28 protein-coding genes are annotated in these 26,039 nt (G+C 69.5%); 24 read left to right on the top strand and 4 right to left on the bottom strand.

The features are described from left to right. Positions 1 to 2: 2 nt before the first annotated feature. The 14 genes from rplR (at position 3) to rplQ (ending at position 10,936) form a co-directional block, all read left to right on the top strand. Positions 3 to 374: a 50S ribosomal protein L18 gene (gene rplR, locus ACTVCO_RS02990; protein WP_443727145.1), complete on the top strand. Its 372-nt coding sequence runs from the start codon at positions 3 to 5 to the stop codon at positions 372 to 374. 37 nt (positions 375 to 411) lie between these two features. Next, on the top strand, positions 412 to 1,071 hold the full coding sequence (gene rpsE / locus ACTVCO_RS02995; protein WP_443726890.1) for a 30S ribosomal protein S5: 660 nt from the start codon (positions 412 to 414) through the stop codon (positions 1,069 to 1,071). After that, on the top strand, positions 1,071 to 1,253 hold the full coding sequence (gene rpmD / locus ACTVCO_RS03000; RefSeq protein ID WP_443727147.1) for a 50S ribosomal protein L30: 183 nt from the start codon (positions 1,071 to 1,073) through the stop codon (positions 1,251 to 1,253). Before rpsE ends, rpmD begins: the two co-directional genes overlap by 1 nt. A 2-nt stretch (positions 1,254 to 1,255) precedes the next feature. Then, complete coding sequence (gene rplO, locus ACTVCO_RS03005; RefSeq protein ID WP_443726891.1) at positions 1,256 to 1,735, top strand: 50S ribosomal protein L15; 480 nt, start codon at positions 1,256 to 1,258, stop codon at positions 1,733 to 1,735. A 208-nt stretch (positions 1,736 to 1,943) separates the two neighbouring features. Beyond that, the gene (secY, locus tag ACTVCO_RS03010) at positions 1,944 to 3,227 is read left to right on the top strand and encodes a preprotein translocase subunit SecY (protein ID WP_443726892.1); all 1,284 of its coding nucleotides are present in this window, start codon (positions 1,944 to 1,946) and stop codon (positions 3,225 to 3,227) included. Then, positions 3,224 to 3,802 (top strand): adenylate kinase, encoded by a 579-nt coding sequence (locus ACTVCO_RS03015; protein ID WP_443726893.1) that lies wholly within the window; start codon positions 3,224 to 3,226, stop codon positions 3,800 to 3,802. The genes secY and ACTVCO_RS03015 overlap by 4 nt, the downstream gene beginning before the upstream one ends. Before the next feature lie 18 nt (positions 3,803 to 3,820). After that, positions 3,821 to 4,660 carry a type I methionyl aminopeptidase gene (gene map, locus ACTVCO_RS03020; protein WP_443726894.1) on the top strand — a complete coding sequence of 280 codons (840 nt, stop codon included), beginning with the start codon at positions 3,821 to 3,823 and terminating at the stop codon, positions 4,658 to 4,660. Between the two features lie 397 nt (positions 4,661 to 5,057). Further along, positions 5,058 to 7,475: a LuxR C-terminal-related transcriptional regulator gene (locus ACTVCO_RS03025; protein ID WP_443726895.1), complete on the top strand. Its 2,418-nt coding sequence runs from the start codon at positions 5,058 to 5,060 to the stop codon at positions 7,473 to 7,475. A gap of 257 nt (positions 7,476 to 7,732) precedes the next feature. Further along, positions 7,733 to 7,954 carry a translation initiation factor IF-1 gene (gene infA / locus ACTVCO_RS03030; RefSeq protein WP_012867920.1) on the top strand — a complete coding sequence of 74 codons (222 nt, stop codon included), beginning with the start codon at positions 7,733 to 7,735 and terminating at the stop codon, positions 7,952 to 7,954. Between the two features lie 79 nt (positions 7,955 to 8,033). Then, complete coding sequence (rpmJ, locus tag ACTVCO_RS03035; protein ID WP_098457534.1) at positions 8,034 to 8,147, top strand: 50S ribosomal protein L36; 114 nt, start codon at positions 8,034 to 8,036, stop codon at positions 8,145 to 8,147. Positions 8,148 to 8,329: 182 nt separating this feature from the next. Next, entirely contained in the window at positions 8,330 to 8,704 is a 375-nt protein-coding gene (rpsM, locus tag ACTVCO_RS03040) for a 30S ribosomal protein S13 (protein WP_443726896.1), read from the top strand. A gap of 77 nt (positions 8,705 to 8,781) precedes the next feature. After that, complete coding sequence (gene rpsK, locus ACTVCO_RS03045; RefSeq protein WP_443726897.1) at positions 8,782 to 9,189, top strand: 30S ribosomal protein S11; 408 nt, start codon at positions 8,782 to 8,784, stop codon at positions 9,187 to 9,189. Between the two features lie 169 nt (positions 9,190 to 9,358). Continuing rightward, a complete protein-coding gene (locus ACTVCO_RS03050; protein ID WP_443726898.1) occupies positions 9,359 to 10,363 on the top strand; it encodes a DNA-directed RNA polymerase subunit alpha in 1,005 nt (334 codons plus the stop codon). A gap of 63 nt (positions 10,364 to 10,426) precedes the next feature. Beyond that, positions 10,427 to 10,936 (top strand): 50S ribosomal protein L17, encoded by a 510-nt coding sequence (gene rplQ / locus ACTVCO_RS03055; RefSeq protein ID WP_443726899.1) that lies wholly within the window; start codon positions 10,427 to 10,429, stop codon positions 10,934 to 10,936. A 73-nt stretch (positions 10,937 to 11,009) separates the two neighbouring features. Here rplQ and ACTVCO_RS03060 read toward each other — a convergent pair whose 3' ends face one another. Continuing rightward, positions 11,010 to 11,786, bottom strand: a complete 777-nt coding sequence (locus ACTVCO_RS03060) for an ROK family protein (protein WP_443726900.1) — start codon at positions 11,784 to 11,786, stop codon at positions 11,010 to 11,012. Between the two features lie 59 nt (positions 11,787 to 11,845). Here ACTVCO_RS03060 and truA point away from each other — a divergent pair, with 59 nt between their 5' ends. After that, positions 11,846 to 12,736 (top strand): tRNA pseudouridine(38-40) synthase TruA, encoded by an 891-nt coding sequence (gene truA / locus ACTVCO_RS03065; protein WP_443726901.1) that lies wholly within the window; start codon positions 11,846 to 11,848, stop codon positions 12,734 to 12,736. 9 nt (positions 12,737 to 12,745) lie between these two features. On the opposite strand, the gene ACTVCO_RS03070 is transcribed toward truA, so the two are convergent. Continuing rightward, positions 12,746 to 13,216: a DUF5709 domain-containing protein gene (locus ACTVCO_RS03070; protein WP_443726902.1), complete on the bottom strand. Its 471-nt coding sequence runs from the start codon at positions 13,214 to 13,216 to the stop codon at positions 12,746 to 12,748. 104 nt (positions 13,217 to 13,320) lie between these two features. On the opposite strand from ACTVCO_RS03070, the gene ACTVCO_RS03075 reads away from it, so the two are divergent. The 7 genes from ACTVCO_RS03075 (at position 13,321) to ACTVCO_RS03105 (ending at position 20,421) form a co-directional block, all read left to right on the top strand. After that, on the top strand, positions 13,321 to 15,003 hold the full coding sequence (locus tag ACTVCO_RS03075) for an ABC-F family ATP-binding cassette domain-containing protein (RefSeq protein ID WP_443726903.1): 1,683 nt from the start codon (positions 13,321 to 13,323) through the stop codon (positions 15,001 to 15,003). Positions 15,004 to 15,032: 29 nt separating this feature from the next. Beyond that, positions 15,033 to 15,968: an oxygen-dependent tRNA uridine(34) hydroxylase TrhO gene (gene trhO / locus ACTVCO_RS03080; protein ID WP_443726904.1), complete on the top strand. Its 936-nt coding sequence runs from the start codon at positions 15,033 to 15,035 to the stop codon at positions 15,966 to 15,968. 247 nt (positions 15,969 to 16,215) lie between these two features. Then, complete coding sequence (rplM, locus tag ACTVCO_RS03085; RefSeq protein WP_443726906.1) at positions 16,216 to 16,659, top strand: 50S ribosomal protein L13; 444 nt, start codon at positions 16,216 to 16,218, stop codon at positions 16,657 to 16,659. Positions 16,660 to 16,707: 48 nt separating this feature from the next. Continuing rightward, on the top strand, positions 16,708 to 17,199 hold the full coding sequence (gene rpsI / locus ACTVCO_RS03090) for a 30S ribosomal protein S9 (protein ID WP_443726908.1): 492 nt from the start codon (positions 16,708 to 16,710) through the stop codon (positions 17,197 to 17,199). Positions 17,200 to 17,507: 308 nt separating this feature from the next. Then, positions 17,508 to 18,872 carry a phosphoglucosamine mutase gene (gene glmM, locus ACTVCO_RS03095; RefSeq protein ID WP_443726909.1) on the top strand — a complete coding sequence of 455 codons (1,365 nt, stop codon included), beginning with the start codon at positions 17,508 to 17,510 and terminating at the stop codon, positions 18,870 to 18,872. Beyond that, positions 18,869 to 19,570: a peptide deformylase gene (locus tag ACTVCO_RS03100; protein ID WP_443726910.1), complete on the top strand. Its 702-nt coding sequence runs from the start codon at positions 18,869 to 18,871 to the stop codon at positions 19,568 to 19,570. Before glmM ends, ACTVCO_RS03100 begins: the two co-directional genes overlap by 4 nt. Positions 19,571 to 19,704: 134 nt before the next feature. After that, entirely contained in the window at positions 19,705 to 20,421 is a 717-nt protein-coding gene (locus ACTVCO_RS03105) for a DedA family protein (RefSeq protein WP_443726911.1), read from the top strand. Here the strand turns inward: ACTVCO_RS03105 and coaA are convergent. Next, on the bottom strand, positions 20,372 to 21,283 hold the full coding sequence (gene coaA / locus ACTVCO_RS03110) for a type I pantothenate kinase (protein WP_443727148.1): 912 nt from the start codon (positions 21,281 to 21,283) through the stop codon (positions 20,372 to 20,374). The two genes, ACTVCO_RS03105 and coaA, sit on opposite strands and share 50 nt — an antisense overlap. 121 nt (positions 21,284 to 21,404) lie before the next feature. Here coaA and glmS point away from each other — a divergent pair, with 121 nt between their 5' ends. Next, complete coding sequence (glmS, locus tag ACTVCO_RS03115; protein ID WP_443726912.1) at positions 21,405 to 23,270, top strand: glutamine--fructose-6-phosphate transaminase (isomerizing); 1,866 nt, start codon at positions 21,405 to 21,407, stop codon at positions 23,268 to 23,270. 95 nt (positions 23,271 to 23,365) lie between these two features. Here glmS and ACTVCO_RS03120 read toward each other — a convergent pair whose 3' ends face one another. Beyond that, the gene (locus tag ACTVCO_RS03120) at positions 23,366 to 24,352 is read right to left on the bottom strand and encodes an LLM class F420-dependent oxidoreductase (RefSeq protein WP_443726913.1); all 987 of its coding nucleotides are present in this window, start codon (positions 24,350 to 24,352) and stop codon (positions 23,366 to 23,368) included. A 72-nt stretch (positions 24,353 to 24,424) separates the two neighbouring features. Here ACTVCO_RS03120 and ACTVCO_RS03125 point away from each other — a divergent pair, with 72 nt between their 5' ends. Further along, entirely contained in the window at positions 24,425 to 26,038 is a 1,614-nt protein-coding gene (locus ACTVCO_RS03125; RefSeq protein WP_443726914.1) for an NAD(P)H-hydrate epimerase, read from the top strand. The last annotated feature ends 1 nt before the right edge of the window (position 26,039 follow it).

Genomic DNA, 26,039 nt, shown 5'->3' on the forward strand with positions numbered 1-26,039 from the left:
CCATGGCGATCAAGATTCTGGGCAAGGGCACGGCGGTGTCGCGCAAGCGTCGCCACCTCCGCCTTCGCAAGAAGATCTCGGGCACTGCTGCTCGCCCCCGCCTCGTCGTGACGCGTTCTGCGCGCCACATGACGGCGCAGGTCGTGGACGACGCTGTCGGCAAGACGCTCGCGTCCGCGTCGACTCTCGAAGTCGACGTGCGCGCATTCGCCGGCGACAAGTCGGCCAAGGCGCGCAAGGTTGGCGAGCTTGTCGCCGAGCGTGCCAAGGCGGCCGGCGTCGACGTCGTGGTCTTTGACCGCGGCGGCAACAAGTACCACGGTCGGGTCGCAGCGGTCGCCGATGGCGCCCGTGAAGGCGGTCTGTCCCTGTGACGGCGCGCACCCACTCCGAGAAGAAGAGGACGATCTGATGGCTGCTGGGCAGCGCAACACGGGCGCCCCTGCGGGCGGCGCCAGCAACGAGCAGAGCGATCGCCGTCGTGGCGACCGCGATGGTCGTCGCAACGACCGCCGCGGCGACGCGGCCGAGAAGAGCGCCTTCGTCGAGCGCGTCGTCACCATCAACCGCGTCTCGAAGGTCGTGAAGGGTGGTCGTCGCTTCAGCTTCACCGCCCTCGTGGTCGTCGGTGACGGCAACGGCACGGTCGGCGTCGGCTACGGCAAGGCCAAGGAGGTCCCCGCGGCGATCGCCAAGGGTGTCGAGGAAGCGAAGAAGAACTTCTTCGCGGTTCCCCGCATCCAGGGCACGATCCCTCACGCGGTGACGGGCGAGGCTGCGGCCGGCGTGGTGTTCCTGCGCCCCGCCGCCCCGGGTACCGGCGTCATCGCCGGTGGACCGGTGCGCGCGGTCCTCGAGTGCGCGGGTATTCACGACGTGCTCTCGAAGTCGCTCGGGTCCTCCAACGCGATCAACATCGTGCACGCGACCGTGGCCGGCCTGCGCGCGCTCGAGCAGCCTGAGGCTGTTGCGGCGCGTCGTGGTCTGCCGCTCGAGCACGTCGCCCCGGCGTCGCTGCTTCGTGCACAGGCTGCCGGTCGGGCGGCCCAGGCTGCTGAGGTTGGTGCATGATGGCTCGACTCAAGGTGACCCAGAAGAAGTCCGCCATCGGCGGCAAGCAGAACCAGCGTGACACGCTGCGTACCCTGGGCCTCAAGCGGATCGGCGACACCGCCGTGAAGGAGGACCGCCCGGAGATCCGCGGCATGGTCGCAACGGTGGCGCACCTCGTCACCGTCGAGGAGGTCGACTGATCATGGCTGAGGCCAAGAAGACCGAGGAGACCGTGCTCGGCGCGGCTCTCAAGGTCCACCACCTGCGTCCCGCCCCGGGTGCCAAGACCGCCAAGACCCGCGTGGGTCGTGGTGAGGCATCCAAGGGTAAGACCGCAGGCCGCGGTACCAAGGGAACGAAGGCTCGCTACCAGGTTCCGGAGCGCTTCGAGGGTGGGCAGATGCCCCTCCACATGCGTCTGCCGAAGCTGCGCGGGTTCAAGAACCCGTTCCGTGTCGAGTACCAGGTTGTCAACCTGGACAAGCTCGACGCCCTGTTCCCTGACGGTGGCGTTGTCACCGTCGAGGACCTCGTCGCCAAGGGCGCGGTCCGCAAGGGGCAGCTCGTCAAGGTGCTCGGCACCGGCGAGCTCACGGTCAAGCTCAACGTCGCGGTCGACGCCGTCTCTGCCTCAGCCAAGGAGAAGATCCTGGCTGCGGGTGGCACGGTGACCGAGGCCTGAGAACCACGGACGAGGCCGGGAGGTGCGCAAGCACCCCCGGCCTCGTCTGCGTCCTGGCATGTGCCCGATCCATCGCGGATCCGGCCGGTCGTGGACAACGCACTAGCGTGATCCGCGCTAGAGTGCCGAGGGCGACCGCGCGGTCGCCCTGGACCGCACCGCGTCGCGGTGTCACGACTCCCGTCGCTCGGCGGGGCAGGAGGAACTCGTGTTTGGCGCATTCGGACGGGCATTCCGCACTCCCGACCTGCGGAAGAAGCTGCTCTTCACGATCGCGATGATGGTGCTCTACCGCGTCGGGTCGTTTATCCCGGCGCCGGGCGTCGACTACGCGAAGGTCCAGAGCTTCACCTCCGGTGAGAACGCTCTGCTGGACATGATCAACCTCTTCAGCGGAGGCGCTCTCGTCCAGCTCTCGATCCTGGCGCTCGGCATCATGCCGTACATCACCGCGAGCATCATCATCCAGCTGCTGCGCGTGGTCATCCCGCGCTTCGAGGCCCTCCACAAGGAGGGGCAGTCGGGTCAGACCAAGCTCACGCAGTACACCCGTTACCTGACGATCGGTCTCGGTGTCCTCCAGGCCACGACCATCGTCACGCTCGCGCGCACGGGTCAGCTCTTCGGCGGCGGCGAGAACCTTCTCGTTGACGACTCCTGGACGACCGCGGCGCTCATGATCCTTACGCTCACCGCCGGAACCGGCGTCATCATGTGGATGGGTGAGCTCATCACCGAGCGCGGTGTCGGCAACGGCATGTCGCTCCTCATCTTCACCTCGATCGCCGCGAGCTTCCCCGGGATCCTCAGCTCCGTCGCCGGTGGCAACAACGGTGTGCGCAACATGGCGATCTTCATCGTCATGGTGATTGCCGTCGTCGCCGTCATCGTCTTCGTCGAGCAGTCCCAGCGGCGCATCAACGTCCAGTACGCCAAGCGCATGGTGGGTCGCCGGATGTACGGCGGCACGAGCACCTACATCCCCGTGAAGATCAACATCGCGGGTGTGATCCCCGTGATCTTTGCGTCCTCGATCCTCCAGGTGCCGACCATGCTTGGGCAGTTCGGCAACCAGGACTCCGGGTGGGTCCAGTGGGTTGGCAGGAACCTCGCGACGCAGAGTGCCCCCCTGCACCTCGTGCTGTTCTCTGTGATGATCATCTTCTTCGCGTTCTTCTACACCGCCATCACGTTCAACCCGGACGAGGTCGCGGACAACATGAAGAAGTACGGCGGCTTCATCCCCGGCATCCGCGCCGGTCGCCCGACCGCTGAATTCCTCGACTATGTCATCACCCGGGTCACGACGGTCGGCGCGCTCTACCTCGCGCTCGTCTCACTGATCCCGACCTTCGTCTTCATCCTCATGGGTCTCGACAACGTCCCGTTCGGTGGGACGTCGATCATCATCATCGTCGGCGTCGGTCTCGACACCGTGAAGCAGGTCGACTCCCAGCTCCAGCAGCGTCACTATGAAGGGTTCCTCCGTTGAGCGCACGTCTCGTTCTCCTCGGCGCACCAGGTGCAGGCAAGGGCACCCAGGCCGCACGTCTCTCCGAGCGTCTCGGCGTCCCCGCGATCTCCACGGGCGACATCTTCCGGGCCAACATCAAGGGGGGCACGGAGCTCGGTCTGCTCGCGCAGTCGTACACGGCCAAGGGTGAACTTGTCCCGGACTCCGTGACGAACGACATGGTGCGTGCCCGCCTCGCCGAGTCCGACGCGGCCGACGGCTTCCTGCTCGACGGCTACCCGCGCAACGTCGCTCAGGTTGCTGAGCTTGACGTCATCCTTGGCGAGCTGGGTGTTGAGCTCGACGGTGCGGTGGAGCTCACCGCAGACCCCGAGGTCGTCGCTGTGCGTCTTCTCAAGCGCGCTGAGATCGAGGGTCGCGTCGACGACACCGAGGACGTCATCCGTCACCGTCTTGCGGTCTACGCAGAGCAGACGGCGCCCGTCTCTGGCGTGTACTCCGAGCGTGACGCGCTTGTCACGGTCGACGGGATCGGTGAGCTTGATGAGGTCACCGAGCGGCTCATCAGCGCGATCACCCCGCTCGTCGGCTGACGCTTTTCAGGAGAGTCGTTGTTCGGTATCGAGCGCGTCGAGGTCAAGACGCCTGACGAGATCCGCCTCATGCGTGGGGCGGGTCTTGTCGTTGCGCAGGCTCTCGACGCAGTCCGTGAGGCCGTGCGGCCCGGTGTGTCGACAGCCGAGATCGATGCCGTCGCAGCGTCGGTCATCGCCGGCGCGGGCGCACAGGCGTCGTTCCTCGGATATGAAGGTTTCCCCGCGAGCACGTGCGTGTCAGTCAACGACGAGGTGGTGCACGGGATCCCGGGCTCGCGGATTCTCGAGGATGGCGACATCGTCTCGGTTGACTGCGGTGCGATCCTCGCCGGATGGCATGGCGACGCCGCAGCGACCCTCATCGTCGGGGATGGCGATCCCGCAGACCACGCACTGAGCGAGACCGCCCATGACGCCATGTGGGCAGGCATAGCGGCGCTCTACGGTGCCAGCCGTATCGGCGAGGTGAGCGCTGCCGTGGATGACTCCGTCACCGCCGCGGGCGTACGCCACGGGGTGACGTACGGCATCGTGGAGGAGTACGTCGGACACGGCATCGGGACTGCGATGCACCAGGCACCCGACGTCCCGAACTTCCGCTCGCGCGATCGCGGGGCGCGGGTGCGACCCGGGCTGTGCGTCGCGATCGAGCCCATGATCTGCCGCGGGGAGCACCACACGCAGGTCTGCGAGGACGACTGGACCGTCGTGACAGATGACGGCAGCCGCGCCGCGCACTGGGAGCACACGGTTGCGGTGTGCGACGACGGGCTGTGGGTGCTCACTGCAGCCGACGGCGGCGCCGGACGGCTTGCTGCTGCGGGCGTACCGCTTGCCGGCATTGCACGGGACTAATGCGCACAGGGTCGTTTCACCTACGCCTTGTTCACAGGGCGCCCGTGCGAGGTGCGTTGTTGCTCCGGCGCATCTAATGTGACGTGGTGCCTAGGACTTCGTGCCTAGGCTCAGACGCAATGACATAGCGGCAATTCCTTCGGCCTAGGTGTCGACACTCAGGTCACGCAGGGATCGTCCGCCTATTGTTGGGCGCAGCCGCCCCGCCGGGGCGGTCATCATTTGTCACGTCTCGGGGGAGCGTGTTGTCATGACTATCGGAGTACCTGTGCGCGCGGATACCGCGCACCAACCTGCCGCGAGGAACAACTATCGCGGCCTTCCCAGGACTCAGACGTCCCGGGTCTCTCACACCAGGGCTCTCACCTCGTCAGGTGGGCCTGAACCCTTGACCATCGTGCGGGCCCCGCACGGGTTCGGAAAGTCGACCCTCGCCGCGCAATGGCTCCGCGCGTTGCAGGACGACGATCTCGACGTCGTCTGGCTCGGTGCCGATGTCGTACCGGGCCACGAGCCCGATCACACTGCGGCGTTCTGGGGTCACCTGGTCGACCGGCTCGGGGACGTGACTCCGGGCAGCGTCCCGCCGATCGGCCCCGCCGGTCCCGAGGACGCACTGCGCCTCCTGCTGAGCCGGGAGCGTGCTGTTGTCATCGTCGTGGACCGGCTCGAGCACATTCCCGGAACGGGGCACGCGCTCGAGAGCGCACTCCTCGACCTCGTCAAGGCGGCCGAGCAGCTTCACCTCATCGTGTGCGCCCGTGACGTCGGGCTGCTCGAGGTCGTGGGCGCAGCCACGGTCGACTCGCGCGTGCTGCGGCCCGCCGACCTCGCCCTCACGACCGAGGACGTGGCAGCGCTCGCCGCTCAGCAGGGCTTGTCGCTCAGCAGGGACGCCGCCGCCAAGCTCGTGGAGGACACGGGAGGCTGGCCGGCGCTCGTGCGCGTCGTCCTCGCGGGAACGGCAGTTGCCCAGCACGGGAGCGACGACGTGGTCGTCGACCTCGACGCTGGCCGCTGGTTTCTCCGCGCGGCGTGGGACGAGTTCGCGACACCGGGCCTCGCCGACTTCGTCCTCCACACCTCGTTGCTCGCCGAGTTCACGACGGAGCAGGCGGCAACGCTGTGCCCCGGCGTTGACGTCAAGGCGTGCGTCGCCGCTCTTCAGAGCGCGGGACTCATGCGCACGCGTGTCGACGGTGCAGTGGCCATGCACTCCCACCTCACGGCCGTGCGACGCGAATGCGTGCAGCGGCTGCGCGCTGAGCAGCCCGATCTGTTCGCCGACCTGTCCCGGACCGTCGCGCGCGAGCTGCTCGCGACCGGACGAGCCGGAGCGGCGGTCGTGCACCTTGTCCGTGCGCGGCTGTGGGACGAGCTGATCGAGAGCGTCGACGAGGGCTGGAGCGCCTTGGTTGGCTACGACGAGCACGAGCTGCTCGGACTTCTCGACCGACTTCCGGACGAGGTCGTGGCGCGCAGCGCCCGGCTCGTCGTCCTGCGCGACTATGTCGCGGGGCGCCACCCTGAGTCCGACGACGCCAGCGCCGCTCCTGCCGGGCGCGGAACCCTCGCGCCGCTTCTGCGTCGGGCATACGACCTCACGTCGGCGCCCGTCGGTCCCCGCGCGCAAGATCCGACGCTGCGTTATCGCGAGCTTGACCCCCAGGTACGACGCGACTTGGCGTCCGTCTTGTGTGAGTGGGCGACCGACCGGCTCGTCGCAGGAGACTCGACGGTCGCGCACGTGGCGTTCGGGGACGCGCACCTGCTTGCGAGCGATCTCGGCGCCGACGGGCTGCGCACCCGCGCTGTCGTCGGGGTGGCTCTCGTCGACGTGGTCCATGGTGAGATCACGTCGGCCGGTCGTCACCTCGCGTCGCTCGACGAGGCGTCCCAGGACGTCCTCGATGCTGAGCCCGCGCTTGCCGCGTTCGTCGCAGCGACCCGTGCCCTTGTGGCGATCGGGCGCCTCGACCCGCACGCACCCGAGGTCGACGAGTTCCTCGTCGCGGACGACGTCATCGACGAGGCACGTGGTCTCGTCTCGACGGTCCGGCTCATCACGTCGCTCGTGCGGGGGACCCGTGAGGTTCCTGCCGACGGGGACGAGGCCGCACCGACGCGCGTGGTCATGGGAGAGGCCGAGGACCTCGTGGGCAAGCTGGCGACTGCTGCTCGCGCCGACATCCTCATCGCCCAGGGGCGCATCTTCCAGGCGCGGTCACTTCTTGCCCGTGCGGGGGGTCCCGGGACGAGCTTCTTGCTCGCGCGTGCGCGCACCGCCTACCACGGCGGTGACTTCACGCGGGCGGTCTCGCTCGCCAAGCAAGGCCTGGCGGTTGTGCCGGCCGTTCCGCGCCTGCAGACGGGCATGCTCCTCGTGCTCGCCGCAGCGGAGGCCGCACGCGGTCACGAAGCAGAAGCGGCTCATGCGGTCCGCGACGCCCTCGCGGCCTGTGCCTCGTCGGGGCTCGTGCAGTACCTCGCCTACGTGCCTCGCGAGGTCCTGCGTGGACTCTCGGCGGACGTTCCCGGTCTGGCCGAGGCGCTCGACGACCTCGAGGCTCGGGGGGTGCCCGACCTGCTTCCCGCACCGCGCGTCGTCGCGGAGCTCTCTGAACGTGAGCGGGAGGTTCTTGAGGCGCTCTCGACGGCCGACTCGCTCGGTGCCGTCGCCCGGCGGCTCTACCTCACGACCAACACGGTCAAGACCCACCTGAGGTCGATCTATCGCAAGCTCGGAACTCATTCGTCCGCTGAGACGGTGCAGCGCGCGGTCGAGTGCGGGCTCATCGAGCCGCCACAGGGCTGAGGCCCGCCGCGGTCGGGGTCACGAGAACGTGAGGGTGGGGGCCGCGAGGCCCCCACCCTCACGTGTGATTGCGCCCACACGATGCGGGGTTTCTCATCCTTGCCTCATCGCGTAGGATGGTGCGTTGGCATGTGTCATGCATGCCGTCCATCCCTGGTACGGACCTCCCGGCGCATCGCTGTCGAGAGGGTCGTGCCCGGAGGCATCCGACCGGATGCCGGTCCGGATGGGGCGAACAACCAGGAGCAGCGGAGGATATGGCGAAGAAGGACGGCGTCATCGAGATCGAGGGCAGCGTAGTTGAAGCCCTGCCGAACGCGATGTTCCGCGTGGAGCTGGCCAACGGCCACAAGGTTCTCGCGCACATCTCGGGCAAGATGCGACAGCACTACATTCGAATCCTTCCGGAGGACCGTGTGGTGGTCGAGCTGAGCCCGTACGACCTGTCCCGCGGCCGGATCGTCTACCGCTACAAGTAACCCGTCCCCGAGACACTGCCGTCGGACCGACGTGCGCACCGCAAGATGCGTATGGACGGGCGAGGGCGGAGGAACCACGATGAAGGTCAAGCCCAGCGTCAAGAAGATCTGCGACAAGTGCAAGGTGATCCGTCGCCACGGCCGCGTGCAGGTCATCTGCGAGAACGTGCGGCACAAGCAGCGCCAGGGCTGATCCTCCGGATCAGCGCCAGCCTGCACGTGTAGGTACGAGCAGACCCGCCCCATGAAGGGGCATCAGCGCACCACCACCCGATGTCCACGGACAGAAGGAACCCTCGGCTCGGAGGCCGGGGCCCGCAGAAGGCGGGAAGGTGATGCGGCAGACCTCCGAACGCACTTCAGGAGCCAGAACACATGGCACGTCTTGTCGGCGTTGACCTCCCCCGCGAGAAGCGGGTCGAGATCGCGCTCACCTACATCTATGGCGTCGGTCGTACCCGCGCCAAGCAGGCTGTTGCCGCGACCGGCATCAGCTCCGAGGTCCGCGTCAAGGACCTCGCCGAGGCAGAGCTCGTTGCTCTGCGTGACTTCCTCGAGGGCAACTTCAAGCTCGAGGGTGACCTCCGTCGTGAGGTGGCTGCCGACATCCGCCGCAAGGTTGAGATCGGCTGCTACGAGGGCCTGCGTCACCGCCGTGGCCTTCCCGTGCGCGGTCAGCGCACGAAGACCAACGCGCGTACCCGCAAGGGCCCCAAGCGCACCGTGGCCGGCAAGAAGAAGGCCCGCTGACGCACTAGCAGCAGTCCACGTCGCGTCCCTCGGGTCGCTTCGTGGTTCGACGACCTCAACCAGGAGAGATTTAGGATATGCCTCCCAAGACTCGCGCCGCGTCTGCCGCGCGCAAGCCTCGTCGCAAGGACAAGAAGAACGTTGCAGTGGGCCAGGCCCACATCAAGTCGACGTTCAACAACACGATCGTCTCGATCACCGACCCGACGGGTGCCGTCATCTCGTGGGCGTCCTCGGGCCAGGTTGGCTTCAAGGGTTCCCGCAAGTCGACGCCCTTCGCAGCGCAGCTCGCCGCTGAGGCCGCCGCGCGTCGTGCTCAGGAGCACGGCATGAAGAAGGTCGACGTCTTCGTCAAGGGCCCCGGCTCGGGCCGTGAGACCGCGATCCGTTCGCTTCAGGCCGCTGGCCTCGAGGTGGGCTCGATCCAGGACGTCACGCCTCAGGCACACAACGGCTGCCGTCCTCCGAAGCGCCGCCGCGTCTGATCCGCGCAACGCACCGCCGGGCCGGTCGCTCGACCGGCCCGGCGGAGCAGCGCCGCACTACGGTGCGGCACACGACTTTCCATGTCGTTTGTCTCGCGGGTCCTCCCGTCAGGCAGCTCTTCATCTGTGAGACGTCATATGGCGGACGCTCACTGAAAGGACAGAACCAGTGCTGATCGCACAGCGCCCCACGCTGACCGAAGAGGTCATCTCGGAGAACCGCTCCCGCTTCTCCATCGAGCCGCTCGAGCCCGGCTTCGGCTACACGCTCGGCAACTCGCTGCGCCGTACGCTCCTGTCGTCGATCCCCGGCGCCTCCGTGACCTCCATCCGCATCGACGGTGTGCTCCACGAGTTCACGACCGTGCCGGGTGTCAAGGAGGACGTCACCGAGATCATCCTCAACATCAAGGGTCTGGTCGTCTCCTCGGAGAACGACGAGCCCGTCGTCATGTACCTGCGCAAGCAGGGTTCCGGTGCAGTGACCGCCGCGGACATCGTTCCGCCGGCGGGCGTCGAGGTGCACAACCCCGAGCTCCACATCGCGACCCTCAACGACAAGGGCAAGCTCGAGATCGAGCTGACCGTCGAGCGTGGCCGTGGCTACGTCTCGGCTGCGCAGAACAAGTCGTTCGACGCTGAGATCGGTCGGATCCCCATCGACTCGATCTACTCGCCCGTCCTCAAGGTGACCTACAAGGTCGAGGCGACCCGTGTCGAGCAGCGCACGGACTTCGACAAGCTCATCGTCGATGTCGAGTCGAAGCCCGCGATCTCCCCGCGCGACGCTCTTGCGTCCGCTGGTAAGACGCTGGTGGAGCTCTTCGGCCTCGCCCGTGAGCTCAACGTCGAGGCTGAGGGTATCGAGATCGGCCCGTCCCCGACGGACGCCGCGCTCGCCCAGGACCTGGCGCTGCCCATCGAGGAGCTGCAGCTCACGATCCGCTCGTACAACTGCCTCAAGCGCGAGGGAGTCCACACCGTGGGCGAGCTCGTGTCGCGCAGCGAAGCGGACCTCCTCGACATCCGCAACTTCGGCTCCAAGTCGATCACCGAGGTCAAGGAGAAGCTGGCCGGTCTCGGCCTTGCGCTCAAGGACTCGATCATCGACTTCGACCACACCGGCGTGTACGGCGACGGTGACGCGGGCGACTACGACTCCGCGCAGTACTGACGTGGTCCGCCCGGGGGCCGCACGGCCCCGAGGCGACCGAACCCATCTCTAGGAGCAACTTCAATGCCTACCCCCAGCAAGGGCGCACGGCTCGGTGGCAGCCCGGCGCACGAGCGTAAGATCCTCGCGAACCTTTCCTCGCAGCTCATCACGCACGGTCAGATCACGACGACCGAGTCGAAGGCTCGTCGTCTGCGTCCCGTCATCGAGCGTCTCATCACGTTCGCGAAGCGTGGCGACCTCGCCGCGCGTCGTCGTGTTCTTCGCACGCTGACGGACAAGACCGTCGTCCACCTCCTCTTCACCGAGGTCGCCCCGCAGATGGCGGAGCGTCAGGGTGGCTACACCCGCATCATCAAGGTTGCTCCCCGCAAGGGAGACAACGCGCCCATGGCCGTCATCGAGCTCGTCACCGAGCCCGTCTCGCCCAAGCAGGCCGTTGTCCGCGAGGCCACCAAGGCAGCCGCGAAGGCCGCCAAGGTCGTCACCCCGGCCTCCGCCAAGTCGGCGGACTCGCCTGAGTCCGCTGACTCGCCCGAGTCCGCCGAGTCGGCCGAGGAGACGAAGGCCTGAGCCTTCCTCCGCACGCTCGAGCCCGCGCACCTCACGGTGCGCGGGCTCGCGCGTTTTCCCGGCCACTGTGCGGCTAGCTCCGGTGGTCGCCCCATAGCGCCCAGGCCCGGACGCCGCCGACGAGCGCAGCGGAGTTCGGCACGACGACGACGTCGGACCCGAGCCGGGCGAGCACGGCCGGCGTGACGCGTCGCGCATTGCCCCCGCCCAGGTGGAGCCGGTCCCACCGGAAGACAGGCTCGAGGCCCTCGACAGCCCTGAGGACCCGGCGAGACCACAGCCCGTCACCGAGCCGTCGGCGCTCGGGTTCCCCGAGGTACTGGTCATATGTCGTGCCGCGCCGGACGGGAGCGTGGGAGAGCTCCAGGTGCGGGGCAAGGATCCCCCCGTCGAAATGCGCAGAGCCGAGGCCCGTCCCGAGCGTGAGCACGAGCTCGAGGCCCAGGCCGGCGATGACCCCCGCTCCGTGGAGCTCGGCATCGTTGACGACGAGAGTGGGCAGCCCCAGCGCGGTCTCGCACGCCGCCCTGAGGTCGTGTCCCTCCCACAGCTGCACGAGCGCCGGGTCGACGCGCGTACGAGGCCCCGCGACGGTGACGTAGTGCGGCGTCGCGATGACGGCACCGTGGCGGATCATGCCGGGGAGCCCGATGGTGAGCTGATCGGCGGGTGGAAGCGCGATCGCAATCTCCTGGACGCTACGCACGAGCGTCGCCGGCGGGAGGGGATAGGGCGTGGGGACACGGAGCGCGGGAGCCCGCAGCGTCCCGGCCTCATCGAGGACCGCGGCCTTGAGGCCACCGCCGCCGCAGTCCACCGCGAGAGTGAGGGGGCTCGGAGGGTGCTCCATCGGGCCAGGCTAGTACCACCGCGGCGCGGCCCGTGGCCCTGGTGCGAGATGATGGCAGCGTGATTCGCGTTCGACTCGACCTCGCCTACCGGGGGACCGACTTCGCAGGATGGGCTCGTCAACCCGCGCTACGCACGGTCCAGGGCGTCCTAGAAGAGGGCTTGCGACGCGTCCTGCGCGTCGATGACGTCCGGCTCACGGTCGCGGGACGCACCGACGCGGGCGTGCACGCCCGGGGACAGGTCGCCCACCTTGACCTCCCCCATGAGGTCTGGGACGTCCTGCCGGGGCGTTCGCAACGCACCCCGGGCGACTCCCTCGTCGCACGGCTCGGCGGAGTTCTCGACACCGACGTCGTCGTGCAGCGTGCGAGCCGTGCTCCAGCAGGGTTCGACGCGCGCTTCAGCGCGCTCCGCCGCCGCTACACCTACCGGGTGGCCGACGACCCCCGCCGTTTCGACCCGCTCGCACGCGATCACGTCCTCTGGAACCGCAAGCCGCTCGACGTCGATGCGATGAGCCGCGCAGCCGCGCCGCTCACGGGGCTGCGGGACTTCGCCTCGTACTGCAAGCCGCGACCGGGCGCGACGACGATCCGAGAGCTCCAGGAGCTCACGTGGCGACGCGAGACCGACGGCCCCGAGGCTGGGCTCGTCCTGGCGTCCGTGCAGGCGGACGCGTTCTGCCACAACATGGTGCGGGCACTCGTGGGTGCGTCGCTCGCCGTCGGGGAGGGCCGCAAGCCCGAGTCATGGCCGCTCGCGGTGCTCGAGGCGCGCACGCGCGTCGGAGGCCCCACGGTCGTGCCGCCCCACGGGCTCGTCCTCGAGGAGGTCGTCTACCCAGCCGACGCCGAGCTCGCGACGCGCGCCGAACAGATTCGTGCCCGACGCCTCGACGAAGAGGTCCTCGACGCCGCCGGAGGCGTCGTGCCAGATCGGGTCGACTGACCAGCGGCCCTACGCGCCCTCGTCGCGGCCCTCGAGATCCGCGTCGTCGTCGGCGTCCGCGACGGCCAGGCCTGCGTCACGCTCGTCCTTCGCCGCGAGCTCCTCGGGCGTGACGACGTGAACCGCCAGCTCTTCGGCTGACGGCGCACCGCCGTCCACCCCCGCGGACGTCGCATAGACGTCGTTCTCGCGCTCGGGCATGCCGCCGTCGTCGGAGACGAGGCGTCCGGCGAGGTCGACGTCCCGCGTGCCCTCACGCGAGTTCTCCGGAAGCTCCTCGGCGAGGCGACGCGCAAGCGGCTCCTCGTGGCTCGCCTCCCACGGCGTCGCGCCCCACCGGTCGGTCTGATCGGAGAACGGCGGGTCGTAACCGTCGTCGAGCACGTCGGCGCCAGAGCCGTCGCCGAGCAGCATGTCCTCGAGCGGGGTCTGGTCCGTCCCCTGCTCCGCGCCGTAGTCGGCGCTCGTCGAGTCGGTCATGGTGAGCTCCTTCGCTGACTTCCCACGGTGCCACGTCGTGCGTACCGCGTCGACCCCAGACGACCGTCGTCGCCGAGCGGTCCCGATCCTGGGAGGATGGCCCCATGGGTCATGTCGACATCTCAGGGGTCTCCTACACGCTCGCGGACGGTCGCTCGCTTCTCGACGACGTGTCGTTCCGCGTAGGGGACGGGGCCAAGGTCGCTCTCGTCGGACCCAACGGCGCAGGCAAGACGACGCTCCTGCGTCTCGTCACCGGTGAGCTCTCCCCGCAGTCGGGCAAGATCTCGCGCTCAGGCGGGCTCGGGGTCATGGACCAGATGATCGGTCGGGTCGACGACGCCCGCACCGTGCGCGACGTGCTCTCCGAGCTTGCGCACGACGCCGTCCGCGCCGCGTCGCGTGAGCTCGACGCGGCGGAGGCCGCGATGCTCGCCCGCGAGGACGAGCCGACACAGATGCGCTATGCCCAGGCGATCGCCGACTGGGCCGACGTCGGCGGGTACGAGGCGGAGGCCTCGTGGGACGACGTGACCGATGCGGTCCTCTCGATCCCGTTCGACCGCGCTCAGCATCGCGAGCTGCGCACTCTGTCGGGAGGGGAGCAGAAGCGTCTCGTCCTCACCGCGCTCCTGCGCGGGCCCGACGAGGTGCTCCTGCTCGACGAGCCCGACAACTACCTCGACGTACCGACGAAGCTCTGGCTCGAGGAACAGATTGCGGCCTCGCCCAAGACGATCCTCTTCGTCAGCCACGACCGCGAGCTGCTGGCGCGGACCGCCACTGCAGTCGCGACGATCGAGCAGACCTCGCTCGGCGGTGACGTGTGGCTCCACGGCGGTGGCTTCGACACCTACCTTGCGGCACGGGCGGACCGCACCGCGCGCCTCGAAGAGATGCGCCGCCGGTGGGACGAGGAGCACGCCAAGCTCAAGACCCTCGTGATGACCCTCAAGACGCGCTCGGCCTTCAACGACGGCCTCGCGAGCCGTTACCAGGCGGCGCAGACGCGGCTGCGCAAGTTCGAGGAGGCCGGACCGCCCCAGGTGGTGGCACGGGAGCAGGACGTGCGCGTGCGCCTCGTCGGAGGACGGACCGCCAAGCGTGCCGTCGTGTGCGAGAACCTCGAGCTCACCGGGCTCATGAACCCGTTCTCGACCGAGGTCTGGTACGGCGAGCGTGTCGCGGTGCTGGGCTCCAACGGCTCGGGCAAGTCTCACTTCATGCGGCTGCTAGCCGCGGGCGGCACGGAGCCCGGCCCCGACCAGGCGCCGGTCGAACCCGGTCGTGTCGCGACGGTTGCTCACACCGGCCGGGCCGTGCTCGGCTCGCGGGTGCGACCGGGCTGGTTCGCGCAGAACGACCCTCATCCCGAGCTCGTCGGCAGCTCGCTCCTCGACATCCTTCACCGCGGCCACGGGCATCGCTCGGGCATGGGGCGCGAGCAGGCGTCGAAGGCCCTCGATCGCTACGAGCTAGTCGAGCAGGCCGAGCAACGGTACGAGACGCTCTCGGGCGGGCAGCAGGCGCGCCTGCAGATCCTCCTGCTCGAACTCGGGGGTGCGACGCTGCTGCTGCTCGACGAGCCGACGGACAACCTCGACCTGCACTCGGCCGAGGCCCTCGAGCGTGGCCTCGCAGCGTTCGATGGAACAGTTCTGGCGGTCACTCACGATCGGTGGTTCGCCCGCGGGTTCGATCGGTTCCTCGTCTTCGGATCCGACGGCAATGTCGTGAGCACGGATGCACCCGTGTGGGACACGGGCCGCGTCGATCGGGTCCGGTAGCGCGGGCGTGGCGGGCCTAGGCTAAGACCGTGGCTACCTTTCGCACCGTTCTCTTCTACGCCTTCGCGCCCGTCGCCGACCCGGCGGCCGTGCGCCTGTGGCAGCGTGAGCTCGCTGGCCGCTGGAACCTCACCGGGCGCGTGATCGTCGCCCCCCACGGCATCAACGCCACCTTGGGCGGGCGCGTCGAGGACCTCAAGCAGTACGTCAAGGGAACGCGGCAGTACCCCGGCTTCGAGGGAATCGACGTCAAGTGGGCCGCGGGAACGGGCGAGGACTTTCCCCGGCTCTCCGTCAAGGTCCGGGCCGAGCTCGTCGCGTTCGGCGCGCCCGAGGCCGTGCGGCTCGGACCCGAGGGCATCGTCGGTGGTGGCACCCGCCTCGATGCCGATGGGCTCGACGCGCTCGTCGCCGAACGCGGTGAGGACGTCGTCATGCTCGACGGACGCAACGCGTACGAGGCGAGCATCGGGCGCTTCCGTGGCGCCTTCGTCCCCGACGTCGTCACGAGCCGTGACTTCGTCGGTGAGATCACCTCGGGCAGCTGGGACCACCTCAAGGATCGCCCCGTCGTCACCTACTGCACGGGCGGCGTCCGGTGTGAGGTGCTCTCGGTCATGCTCAAGGACCGCGGCTTCAGCGACGTCTATCAGATGGACGGCGGCGTCGTGCGCTACCTCGAGGCGCGGGGGAGCAAGGGGCTCTGGGACGGTTCGCTCTACGTCTTCGACGGCCGCGGGCACGTCGCGGCCGCCGGGGCGGAGCCGCTCGGCGAGTGCGAGCGCTGCGGCGGGCGGACCGCGCGGTTCGAGAACTGCGCCGACGCGGCCTGTCGGACGGAGCGGCTCGTGTGCGACCGATGCGCGCCGCTCTCGGCGACTGAGCGTTGTCATGTCTGCGTCGACGAGGGTCCCGAGCGGTGGCGATCGCGCGTGGCGCAGCCCGGTGCTCAACCCGTTGCCTGACCGGGCAGGGCCACGGGACCTGCGGGAATGCGCGGGTCCTGGGGTGCCTCGGGCACTGTGACGCACGTGGCTCTCGCGACACTTTGACCCGGCGCCCGCCCGACGGGTATCCTTGCAAGTCGTTGTGCTTCCAGCCGTGACCGGTGCCTCCCACTCGCCAGGTCGTGAGAGAAGCCTTCACCCGACCTCGCCGGTGCGTCCTGACGCGCCGGAGAAGACACACGCAACCGAAACGAAGGCTACGACCGTGCGTACGTACACCCCGAAGCCCGGCGACGTCCAGCGCGACTGGTACGTCATCGACGCGACAGACGTCGTCCTGGGCCGTCTCGCCAGCCAGGTGGCAACCTTGCTGCGTGGCAAGCACAAGCCCACCTTCGCCCCGCACGTGGACGGCGGCGACTTCGTCGTCATCGTCAACGCTGACAAGGTTGCCCTCACGGGCAACAAGCGGGAGCAGAAGCTGGCTTACCGCCACTCCGGCTATCCGGGTGGCCTCACGGCCACCCCTTACTCCGAGCTGCTCGCGAAGAACCCTGAGCGTGCTGTGGAGAAGGCCGTCCGCGGCATGCTCCCCAAGACGACGCTCGGTCGTCAGCAGCTGGGCAAGCTCAAGGTCTACGCGGGTGGCGAGCACCCGCACGCCGCGCAGCAGCCCAAGCAGTACGAGATCACCCAGGTCGCTCAGTAGGCTCCCGCCTGCTGAACAGACGCATCCAAGGACGCGAGGACACCTACAGTGGCCGACACCACCGTCGAGAACGACACCCTGGGCGACGACGTGCCCAGCAGCTACACCTCCGAGACCCCTGCTGCTCAGCAGGGCCGCGGTCAGAGCATCACTGCTCCGGCCCAGGCACTTGGCCGCCGCAAGGAGGCGATCGCCCGCGTGCGCATCGTCCCCGGCACCGGCCAGTGGAAGATCAACGGGCGCACCCTTGAGGACTACTTCCCCAACAAGGTGCACCAGCAGCTCGTGAACTCCCCGTTCGCGACTGTCGACGTCGAGGGTCGCTTTGACGTCATCGCCCGCATCTCGGGCGGCGGCACCTCGGGCCAGGCCGGCGCTCTGCGTCTCGGCATCGCCCGTGCGCTCAACGAGATCGACCGCGAGGCCAACCGCCCCGCGCTCAAGAAGGCGGGTCTGCTCACGCGTGACCCCCGTGCAGTCGAGCGCAAGAAGGCCGGTCTCAAGAAGGCCCGCAAGGCACCTCAGTACTCCAAGCGCTGAGTCAGCCCCGCGCTGCAACGTTCGAAGGGTCCGACGGTTCGCCGTCGGGCCCTTCGGCCGTTTCGCCGCGCGCTGCCGTCTCACCGTGCGCCGTCGAGCGAAGCCTGCCGCGGCTCACGCGCCGGAGAAGCAGTCGTGGGCGGTACGCTGAGCGACGACGCCAGGCCACGGCCGTGACGCGAGGAGCAGCACGACCGTGGCGCGCGGAGGGATACCGCGCACCGACCGGCGCCCAGCCCGAGCCCGGGAGACCGGGCATCAGCGATAGACGCGTGCCCGGACGAGGGCCGCGGGTGAAGGAGCGACCCATGGGTCGGTTGTTCGGCACCGATGGTGTGCGAGGACTCGCCAACAAGGACATCACGGCGGAGCTCGCGCTCGAGCTTGGCGCGGCCGCAGCACATGTGCTCGCGACCTCCGGAGGCTTCCGTGGTGCCCGCCCGCGCGCCGTCGTCGGCCGTGACCCGCGCGTGTCGGGGGAGTTCCTCTCGGCAGCGCTCTGCGCCGGGCTCGCCAGCGCGGGCGTCGACGTCGTCAACCTCGGCGTCTTGCCGACACCCGGCGTCGCGCACCTCACCGCGACCGCGAACGTCGACCTCGGCGTCGTCATCTCCGCTTCCCACAACGCGATGCCCGACAACGGCATCAAGTTCTTCGCCCGCGGCGGGCGCAAGCTCGCCGACGAGGTCGAGGACGCGATCGAGGCTCGCCTCCACGAAGAGTGGGAGCGCCCCACAGGAGCGGCGGTCGGCCACATCACGGCGGATCGCGGCACGGCGATCGAGTCCTACGTCGAGCACCTCATCGGAGCGATCGGAGCCGACGGTGACAACACCCCGCTCGAAGGCCTGCGCATCGCGATCGACTGCGCGAACGGAGCCGCGAGCGAGGTCGGGCCCGCCGCCCTGCGGGCGGCTGGCGCTGACGTCGTCGTCATCAATGCGAGCCCCGACGGACGCAACATCAACGAGATGTGCGGCTCCACGCACCCCGAGCAGCTCCAGGCCGCCGTCGTCGCCTCGGGCGCCGACTTCGGCGTCGCGTTCGACGGCGACGCGGACCGCTGCCTCGCGGTCGACCGTCACGGCAATCTCGTCGACGGCGACGCGATCATGGGCGTGCTCGCGATCGCGCTCAAGGACGAGGGGCGCCTCTCGGAGAACACGCTCGTCGTGACGATCATGAGCAACCTCGGTCTTCTTCTTGCCATGCGTGACGCGGGCATCGCCACCGTGCAGACAGGCGTGGGCGACCGCTACGTCCTCGAGGCCATGCGCGCCGGTGGGTTCTCGCTCGGCGGCGAGCAGTCGGGTCACATCATCCTGGCCGACCACGCCTCGACCGGCGACGGTGTCCTCACGGCGCTCACGCTCGCGCACCGCATCGTGACGACCGGCCGCTCGCTCGACGAGCTCGCGTCGGCGATCCCGCGCCTTCCGCAGGCGCTCGTCAACGTTCCCGGCGTCGACAAGGCTCGGGCCGCGACGGACGAAGGGCTGCTCTCGGCCGTCCAGGATGCAGAGAAGCTCCTCGGCGGCACGGGACGCGTCGTCCTGCGGTCGTCGGGGACCGAGGCTCTTGTGCGCGTCATGGTCGAGGCCGCGACCCAGCAGCAGGCCGACGGCGTCGCCGCACGCCTGGCCGACGTCGTGCGGGACCGGCTCTCGCTGTGACGGGCTTCGGTGGCCCGGTCGTTCCTCAGCTGCGCGATGCGGTGAGGGGACTGCTCGATGCGCACCCGGACGGCGTGCTGCCGATCGTTCAGGCGGGCCACCCAGTGTTGCGGACGGCGACGACCGCGTACACGGGGCAGCTCGGTGACGTGCTCGAGGACCTGCTCGACGCCATGGTGACGACGATGCGTGCGGCCCCGGGGGTCGGGCTCGCGGCGCCTCAGATCGGCGTCGGGCTCGCCCTTGCGGTTCTCGAGGACCCGGGCTTCCCCGACGGGCACGACGGGGCACGCGATGCGCGGGAGCGAGAGCCCCTGCCGTTGCGGGTCCTCGTCAACCCGTCGTACGAGCCGGTCGGCGACGAGCGCGTGACCTTCTACGAGGGCTGCCTGAGCGTCGACGGCTACCAGGCCACGGTGGCCCGTCACCGTTCCGTGCGGGTGCGCGGGAGCGATGCGTCCGCGGCGCCCGTGGACGAGATCGTCCGCGGGTGGTCGGCGCGCATCGTCCAGCACGAGACCGATCACCTCGGCGGGACCCTGTACATCGATCGGGCTGAGACGCGGTCGCTGTGCGCGACGGCGACGTACGCGGCGCTGTGGTCCGACGAAGCCGTGCCGGAGCGAGCGGCCCGGACGCTAGGCTTCCCGATCGAGGTTGCCGGGAGCGACCCGGGACGGACGTCGATCCACCCGTAGTCTGATGTGCCGCGTGAGCTCCGCGACCACGATGATGCGGACAGAGGGCTTCACACGTTCGCCACCCTCTGTCGCACCTGCCTCGCTAGCATGAGCGGTGAGCAGCCGCGCTCCTCACCGGACGACAGGACCACATGACCGAGCTCGTCACTCAGATCGCCGCCAACATTGAAGCGTGGATCCTCGCGCTCACAACGTCCTGGTGGGTCTTTGCAGCGCTCTTTGCGCTCTGCACGATCGACGGGTTCTTTCCTCCGGTCCCGAGCGAGTCGGTCGTCATTACCCTCGCTGTGACGGCCTGGACGACGGGCTTGCCGAACCTCTGGATCGTTCTCGTCGTCGCCATGGCGGGCGCGTGGTGCGGCGACCAGATCGCCTACCAGCTCGGCCGCGGGGTCGGCACGGAGCGCATGCCGTGGTTCCGGACCGAACGTGGCGGCACAGCCCTGGCGTGGGCCGAACGCGCCCTGCAACGCCGTGGCGCGTCGTTCATCCTGGGGGCGCGGTACGTTCCCATCGGTCGGGTCGCCGTCAACATGACCGCCGGAGTCCTCGGCTACCCCCGCAAGCGCTTCGTCGCCGTGACGACCATCGCCGCCGTCATGTGGGCGACGTACTCGGTCCTCATCGGACTGGCCGCAGCGACGTGGCTCGGCCACAACATGCTGCTCGCGATGGCAGTCGGCATCGTGCTCGGCGTCGTCACAGGTGTCGTGATCGACCGCGTCCTCACGTGGTGGACGGTGCGGCGCACCCCACGCGAGGCCCTCGTTCCTGACGACGTCGACGTCGACGCCACCGTCACAGCTTGCGAAGCCGCACCCGTTGGATCGAGTGGTTCGCACCCTTAGTAAGGACGAGCGTCGCGCGTGAGCGCGTCGGGAGGATGTTCTCCACGAGGTTCGGCTCGTTGATCGAGTCCCAGATCGACTCCGCCTTCGCGATCGCCTCGTGGTCGGTGAGCTCCGCGTAGCGCCTGAAGTACGACTCGGGCCTCGCGAACGCGGTCGCGCGCAGCGAGAGAAAGCGGTCGACGTACCACTGCTTGACGTCCGCGGTGCGACCGTCGACATAGATCGAGAAGTCGAAGAAGTCGCTCACGGCGAGGCTCGACGCGCTGCCGACCGCCGGACGGGCAGGTTGCAGGACGTTGAGACCCTCGACGATGAGGACGTCGGGGCGGCGCACGACGACGTGCTCGTCCGGAACGATGTCGTACGTGAGGTGAGAGTAGACGGGCGCGCGCACCTCGGAGTGGCCCGCCTTGACCTTGGTGAGGAAGCGCACGAGGGCGCGACGGTCGAACGACTCCGGAAAGCCCTTGCGCTCCATGAGGCCCCGGCGCTCGAGCTCGGCGTTCGGCAGCAGGAAGCCGTCGGTCGTGACGAGCTGCACACGCGGTGTCTCAGGCCACCGGGCAAGGAGGTGACGCAGCACGCGGGAGGTCGTCGACTTGCCGACCGCGACCGACCCGGCGACGCCGATGACGTAAGGCGTGAGGCGCGTGTCTTCGTGGAGGAACGTCGAGGTCGCCCCGTGCAGGCCGCGCGTCGCCGTCACGTAGAGGTTGAGCAGCCGCGAGAGGGGGTGGTAGATCGCCTCGACCTCGGGCAGCTCGATGGGGTCGCCCAGACCTCGTAGGCCGTCGAGGTCTGATGCAGTGAGGGGCAGCGGCGTCGATGCCGCGAGCCTGCTCCACGCGGTGCGGTCCATCTCCACGTACGGGGACTGGGGGACCGAAGGGGTCGAAGTCACGCTGTGATTGTCCACCTCACGTGGCCGGTGCGCGAAACGCGTGCGCGCAGCGCGCCCAAGGGCCGTAAGATTTGGTCCCATGTGTGGAATCGTCGGACACGTCTCGTCCCAGCAGCCCTCCGGACGCACCCTCGAGGTCCTTCTCGAGGGCCTCGGCCGCCTCGAGTACCGCGGGTACGACTCGGCGGGCGTGGCGCTTGCGACGCCGGGCGCCTCGAAGGTCGTCTCGGCTAAGCGAGCCGGAAAGCTCGCGAACCTGCGCGGTGCGCTCGAGGCACACCCTCTCCCGGACGCGACCGCCGGGATCGGCCACACGCGCTGGGCGACCCACGGTGCACCGACCGACGTCAACGCGCACCCGCACATCGCCGACGGTGGGCGCCTCGCGCTCATCCACAACGGCATCGTCGAGAACTACGTCGCGCTCAAGGACGAGCTCCTGGCCGATGGCGTCGAGTTCATGTCGGAGACCGACACCGAGGTCGCCGCGCACCTGCTCGCGCGCGAGTACGCCGCGACGAAGGACCTCACGAGCGCGCTGAGCGCCGTGGCGCGCCGCCTCAAGGGAACGTTCACGCTCCTCGCGGTCCACGCCGACCAGCCGGGCGTCGTCGTGGGCGCGCGCCACGACTCCCCGCTCGTCGTCGGCCTCGGCGACGGCGAGAACTTCCTCGGCTCGGACGTCGCAGCGTTCATCGCGTTCACGCGTGACGCCCTCGAGCTCGGTCAGGACCAGGTCGTGACGATCACGGCCGACTCCGCCTCCGTGACGGACTTCGACGGCAACCCCGTCGAGGCTCGTCGCTACACGGTCGACTGGGACGCGTCGGCCGCCGAGAAGGGCGGCTTCGACTCCTTCATGGACAAGGAGATCCACGACCAGCCCAAGGCTGTCGCGGACACGCTGCTGGGCCGGCTCGACGAGCGCGGCCGCCTCCAGCTCGACGACCTGCGGATCGACGAGGCGCTCCTGCGGTCGGTCGACAAGATCATCGTCATCGCGTGCGGCACCGCCGCCTACGCGGGGCACGTCGCCAAGTACGCGATCGAGCACTGGTGCCGGATCCCCGTCGAGGTCGAGCTCGCGCACGAGTTCCGCTACCGTGACCCGATCGTCAACCAGCGCACTCTCGTCGTCGCGATCTCGCAGTCGGGCGAGACGATGGACACGCTCATGGCCGTGCGTCACGCACGCGAGCAGGGCGCCAAGGTCATCGCGATCGTCAACACCCACGGTTCGACGATCCCGCGCGAGTCCGACGCCGTGCTCTACACGCACGCGGGCCCCGAGATCGCCGTCGCCTCGACGAAGGCCTTCCTCTCACAGATCACTGCGGCCTACGTGCTCGGGCTCTACCTCGCGCAGCTCCGAGGTAACAAGTTCCCCGACGAGATCCGCCAGACGCTGGCAGAGCTGCGCGAGATGCCGTCGAAGATCCAGACGATCCTCGACCGTGCGCAGAGCGTGCGCGACGTCGCCCGCTCGATGGCCGAGGAGAAGAGCGTGCTGTTCCTCGGCCGCCACGTCGGCTACCCCGTCGCGATGGAGGGCGCGCTCAAGCTCAAGGAGCTCGCCTACATCCACGCGGAAGGTTTCGCTGCGGGCGAGCTCAAGCACGGCCCGATCGCGCTCATCGACGAGGGCCAGCCCGTCATCGTCATCGTGCCCTCGCCCAAGGGCCGCGACTCGCTGCACTCGAAGGTCGTCTCCAACATCCAGGAGGTGCGTGCACGCGGTGCCCGCACGCTCGTCGTCGCGGAGGACGGTGACGAGGACGTCGTGCCCTTCGCCGACGAGATCTTCCGGATCCCCGCGTCGCCGACGCTCCTGTCACCCCTGCTGGCCGTCGTGCCGCTGCAGATCTTCGCGTGCGAGCTCGCGACGGCCAAGGGCCTCGACGTCGACCAGCCGCGCAACCTCGCCAAGTCCGTCACCGTCGAGTGACGCCGCGCTGACGCGGTCGGGCTGACCGCGCGCAGCAACGACGAAGGGCGCGACCCCGCTGGGGTCGCGCCCTTCGTCGTGGGAAGGGTCCGTGCTCAGCGCAGCGCGGGCAGGACCTGCTGCTCGAGGAGGTCGAGCGAGCGCGACTCGTAGGAGACGAGCGGAACGTAGAAGATCGCATATCCCATGCCGAGCGCACCCATCGCGGTGAGGTTCTCGACGACCTGCTCGGGCGTTCCGACCCCGGGCGTCCCGCGCAGGTTGGCGATCTCGGTGTCAGCAGCCTCAGCGGAGACCGTACGGCGCAGGTGCTCGGCGTAGCGAGCGATCGAGTCCTCGACCTCAGCCTCGCTCTCCCCGAGCACGACGTTGAAGTTCGCGGAGCGTGTGATCTCCGCGTAGTCACGGCCGATGTCGCGGCAGTGGCCCTCGAGGACCGAGCTCTTGCGTGCGAAGACTTCGGGATCGCCCGCGAAGTTCGTGTAGTCGGCGTAACGCGCCGCAGTTCGCAGCGTGCGCTTCTCGCCTCCGCCGGCGATCCACGTCGGCAGGCGTCCCGCGAGCGGCTGCGGATAGCACATGGCGCCGTCGACGGTGTAGTGCTCGCCCGAGAACGTCGCCGTGCCGGTCTCCCACATCTGCTTCATGATCTCGACGCCCTCGTCGAGCATCGTGAGCCGCTCACCCGCGCGCGGGAAACCGTAGCCGTATGCCCGCCACTCGTGCTCGTACCAGCCGGCACCGATACCCATGTCGACGCGGCCGCCGGAGACGACGTCGATCGTCGCCGCGACCTTCGCGAGGTACGCCGGGTTGCGGTAGCCCATGCACGTGCACATCTGACCGAGGCGCACCCGGGACGTCGACGCAGCGAAGGCCGCCATGAGCGACCACGCCTCGTGGGTCGCCTCGGCCACGGGCTCGGGCACCGTGTGCACGTGGTCATACACCCAGATCGAGGAGAAGAGGTCGCCCTCGTCCGCACGACGCGCGAGACCTGACATGACCGACCAATGGTCGGCGGGCGCGATTCCAGTGAGGTCCTGGCGCCAGCCCTGGGGGATGAAGAGTCCGAAGTCCATAGGGACACCGTAGTGGGGTGAGATCCGACGACCGACCGCGCGCGCCGTGCCGGAGTACGTGAGGATGGACGCATGATCGAGGCAGTGACGAGCGACCGGATCCGTGCGGCTGAGGAGCCGCTGCTCGCCTCTGGCGTGCCCCTCATGGAACGCGCGGCCCACCAGATCGCGGGCAGGGTCGTCGACGTCCTGCGGACGCGCACCGGTGCGGTCGCGGGGGGACGCGTCGTCGTGCTCGCGGGAGCGGGAAACAACGGCGGTGACGGCCTGCATGCTGCGGCGCGCCTTGCCGCACGCGGGGTGCGGGTCCTGGCGGTGCTGCTCGCAGAGCGCGCCCACGCGGGCGGGCTCGCGGCCGCCCGCGCGGCCGGGGTCGACGTCGTTGCCTGCCCCGGCAAGGACCGGCCCGCCGCAGCCCCCGACGTGCCACGGCTCGCGCAGGTCGGGGTCGCGCGCGAGTCGCTCGCCGCCGACGTCGTCATCGATGCGTTGTGCGGGATCGGTGCTCGTGGCGCACTGCGCGGCGCGGCCGCGCGCGTCGTGCGCGAGCTCAACCGGGCGCGAGCGGGCGCAGCCACGTACCCGTTCGTCGTCGCGGTCGACGTACCGAGCGGGATCGGCGTCGACGACGGGATCGTGCCCGGGCCCGTGCTCGCCGCGGACCTCGTGCTCGCGTGCGGCGGGCCCGTCGCGGGACTCCTCCTGCCGCCCGCCTCACGCCTCGCACCCGTCGTCGAGGTCCTCGACCTCGGTGTCGACATCCCCGAGCCTGGCGACCAGGTGGTGCGTCGCCTCGGCGACTCCGACGTCGCCGCACTGTGGCCGCTTCCCGGGGCAGCCGACGACAAGTACGCGCGCGGCGTCGTCGCGGTCGTGGCGGGCTCGCGCGCCTACCCGGGTGCAGGCGTCCTGTGCGCGGGCGCTGCCGTGGCCTCGGGAGCCGGCATGGTCCGCTACGTCGGGCCCCGCCGCGCCGAGGATCTCGTGCTCGCGGCCCACCCCGAGGTCGTCCCAGGCGACGGCCGCGCCCAGGCGTGGGTCGTCGGGCCAGGGCTCGAGCCTGAGGACGAGGACACCGAGCGGATCGTGCGCGCCGCGCTCGGCCGCGCCGGGGCGGGATCGGAGGGACACTTCGCGGCGACGGGCGTCTGGGGCTCAGGAGCAAGCAGTGCGGACGGCGGCGTCGTGCCCGTCGTCGTCGACGCGGGAGCGCTCGCGCTGCTGCCGACGCGCTGCGCGCCCTGGGTCGTCCTCACCCCGCACGCCGGTGAGCTCGCACGCCTGCTCACCTCGCGCGGGCGCAGCGTCTCGCGGTCCGCGGTCGAGGCCGCGCCGGCCGAGCACGCGGCGGAGGCTGCGCGCCTCACGGGCGCGACGGTCCTCCTCAAGGGCGCGACCACGGTCGTCGTCGGGCGTGGTGGGGTGCTCTCGCAGGCGGAGGCACCGCCGTGGCTCGCAACCGCGGGCGCGGGCGACGTCCTGGCCGGGCTCCTCGGGACGCTCCTCGCAGCGCGCGCGGCCGAGGCCGTGCGCGACCCCGGGCTCGTCGCGCGGCTCGCCGCGCTCGCGGCCCTCGTCCACGGACGGGCAGCGCACGACGCGAACCCGGGCGGGCCCGTGAGCGCGTCGTCCGTCATCGCCCAGCTGCCGCAGACTATCGCGAGACTCATCGCCATTCCCGCGTAGT

Origin of the sequence: Sanguibacter sp. A247 (assembly GCF_052324925.1) — a bacterium.
GTDB lineage: Bacteria > Actinomycetota > Actinomycetes > Actinomycetales > Cellulomonadaceae > Flavimobilis.

Coding starts and splice junctions, on each gene's coding strand:
- rplR (WP_443727145.1), top strand. CDS start 3: ATGGCGATCAAGATTCTGGGCAAGGGCACGGCGGTGTCGCGCAAGCGT.
- rplO (WP_443726891.1), top strand. CDS start 1,256: ATGGCTGAGGCCAAGAAGACCGAGGAGACCGTGCTCGGCGCGGCTCTC.
- rpsK (WP_443726897.1), top strand. CDS start 8,782: ATGCCTCCCAAGACTCGCGCCGCGTCTGCCGCGCGCAAGCCTCGTCGC.
- coaA (WP_443727148.1), bottom strand. CDS start 21,283: ATGGACCGCACCGCGTGGAGCAGGCTCGCGGCATCGACGCCGCTGCCC.
- ACTVCO_RS03125 (WP_443726914.1), top strand. CDS start 24,425: ATGATCGAGGCAGTGACGAGCGACCGGATCCGTGCGGCTGAGGAGCCG.
- ACTVCO_RS03075 (WP_443726903.1), top strand. CDS start 13,321: ATGGGTCATGTCGACATCTCAGGGGTCTCCTACACGCTCGCGGACGGT.
- rpmD (WP_443727147.1), top strand. CDS start 1,071: ATGGCTCGACTCAAGGTGACCCAGAAGAAGTCCGCCATCGGCGGCAAG.
- ACTVCO_RS03060 (WP_443726900.1), bottom strand. CDS start 11,786: ATGGAGCACCCTCCGAGCCCCCTCACTCTCGCGGTGGACTGCGGCGGC.
- rpmJ (WP_098457534.1), top strand. CDS start 8,034: ATGAAGGTCAAGCCCAGCGTCAAGAAGATCTGCGACAAGTGCAAGGTG.
- rplQ (WP_443726899.1), top strand. CDS start 10,427: ATGCCTACCCCCAGCAAGGGCGCACGGCTCGGTGGCAGCCCGGCGCAC.
- rpsM (WP_443726896.1), top strand. CDS start 8,330: ATGGCACGTCTTGTCGGCGTTGACCTCCCCCGCGAGAAGCGGGTCGAG.
- infA (WP_012867920.1), top strand. CDS start 7,733: ATGGCGAAGAAGGACGGCGTCATCGAGATCGAGGGCAGCGTAGTTGAA.
- rpsE (WP_443726890.1), top strand. CDS start 412: ATGGCTGCTGGGCAGCGCAACACGGGCGCCCCTGCGGGCGGCGCCAGC.
- ACTVCO_RS03105 (WP_443726911.1), top strand. CDS start 19,705: ATGACCGAGCTCGTCACTCAGATCGCCGCCAACATTGAAGCGTGGATC.
- ACTVCO_RS03070 (WP_443726902.1), bottom strand. CDS start 13,216: ATGACCGACTCGACGAGCGCCGACTACGGCGCGGAGCAGGGGACGGAC.
- glmS (WP_443726912.1), top strand. CDS start 21,405: ATGTGTGGAATCGTCGGACACGTCTCGTCCCAGCAGCCCTCCGGACGC.
- ACTVCO_RS03120 (WP_443726913.1), bottom strand. CDS start 24,352: ATGGACTTCGGACTCTTCATCCCCCAGGGCTGGCGCCAGGACCTCACT.
- glmM (WP_443726909.1), top strand. CDS start 17,508: ATGGGTCGGTTGTTCGGCACCGATGGTGTGCGAGGACTCGCCAACAAG.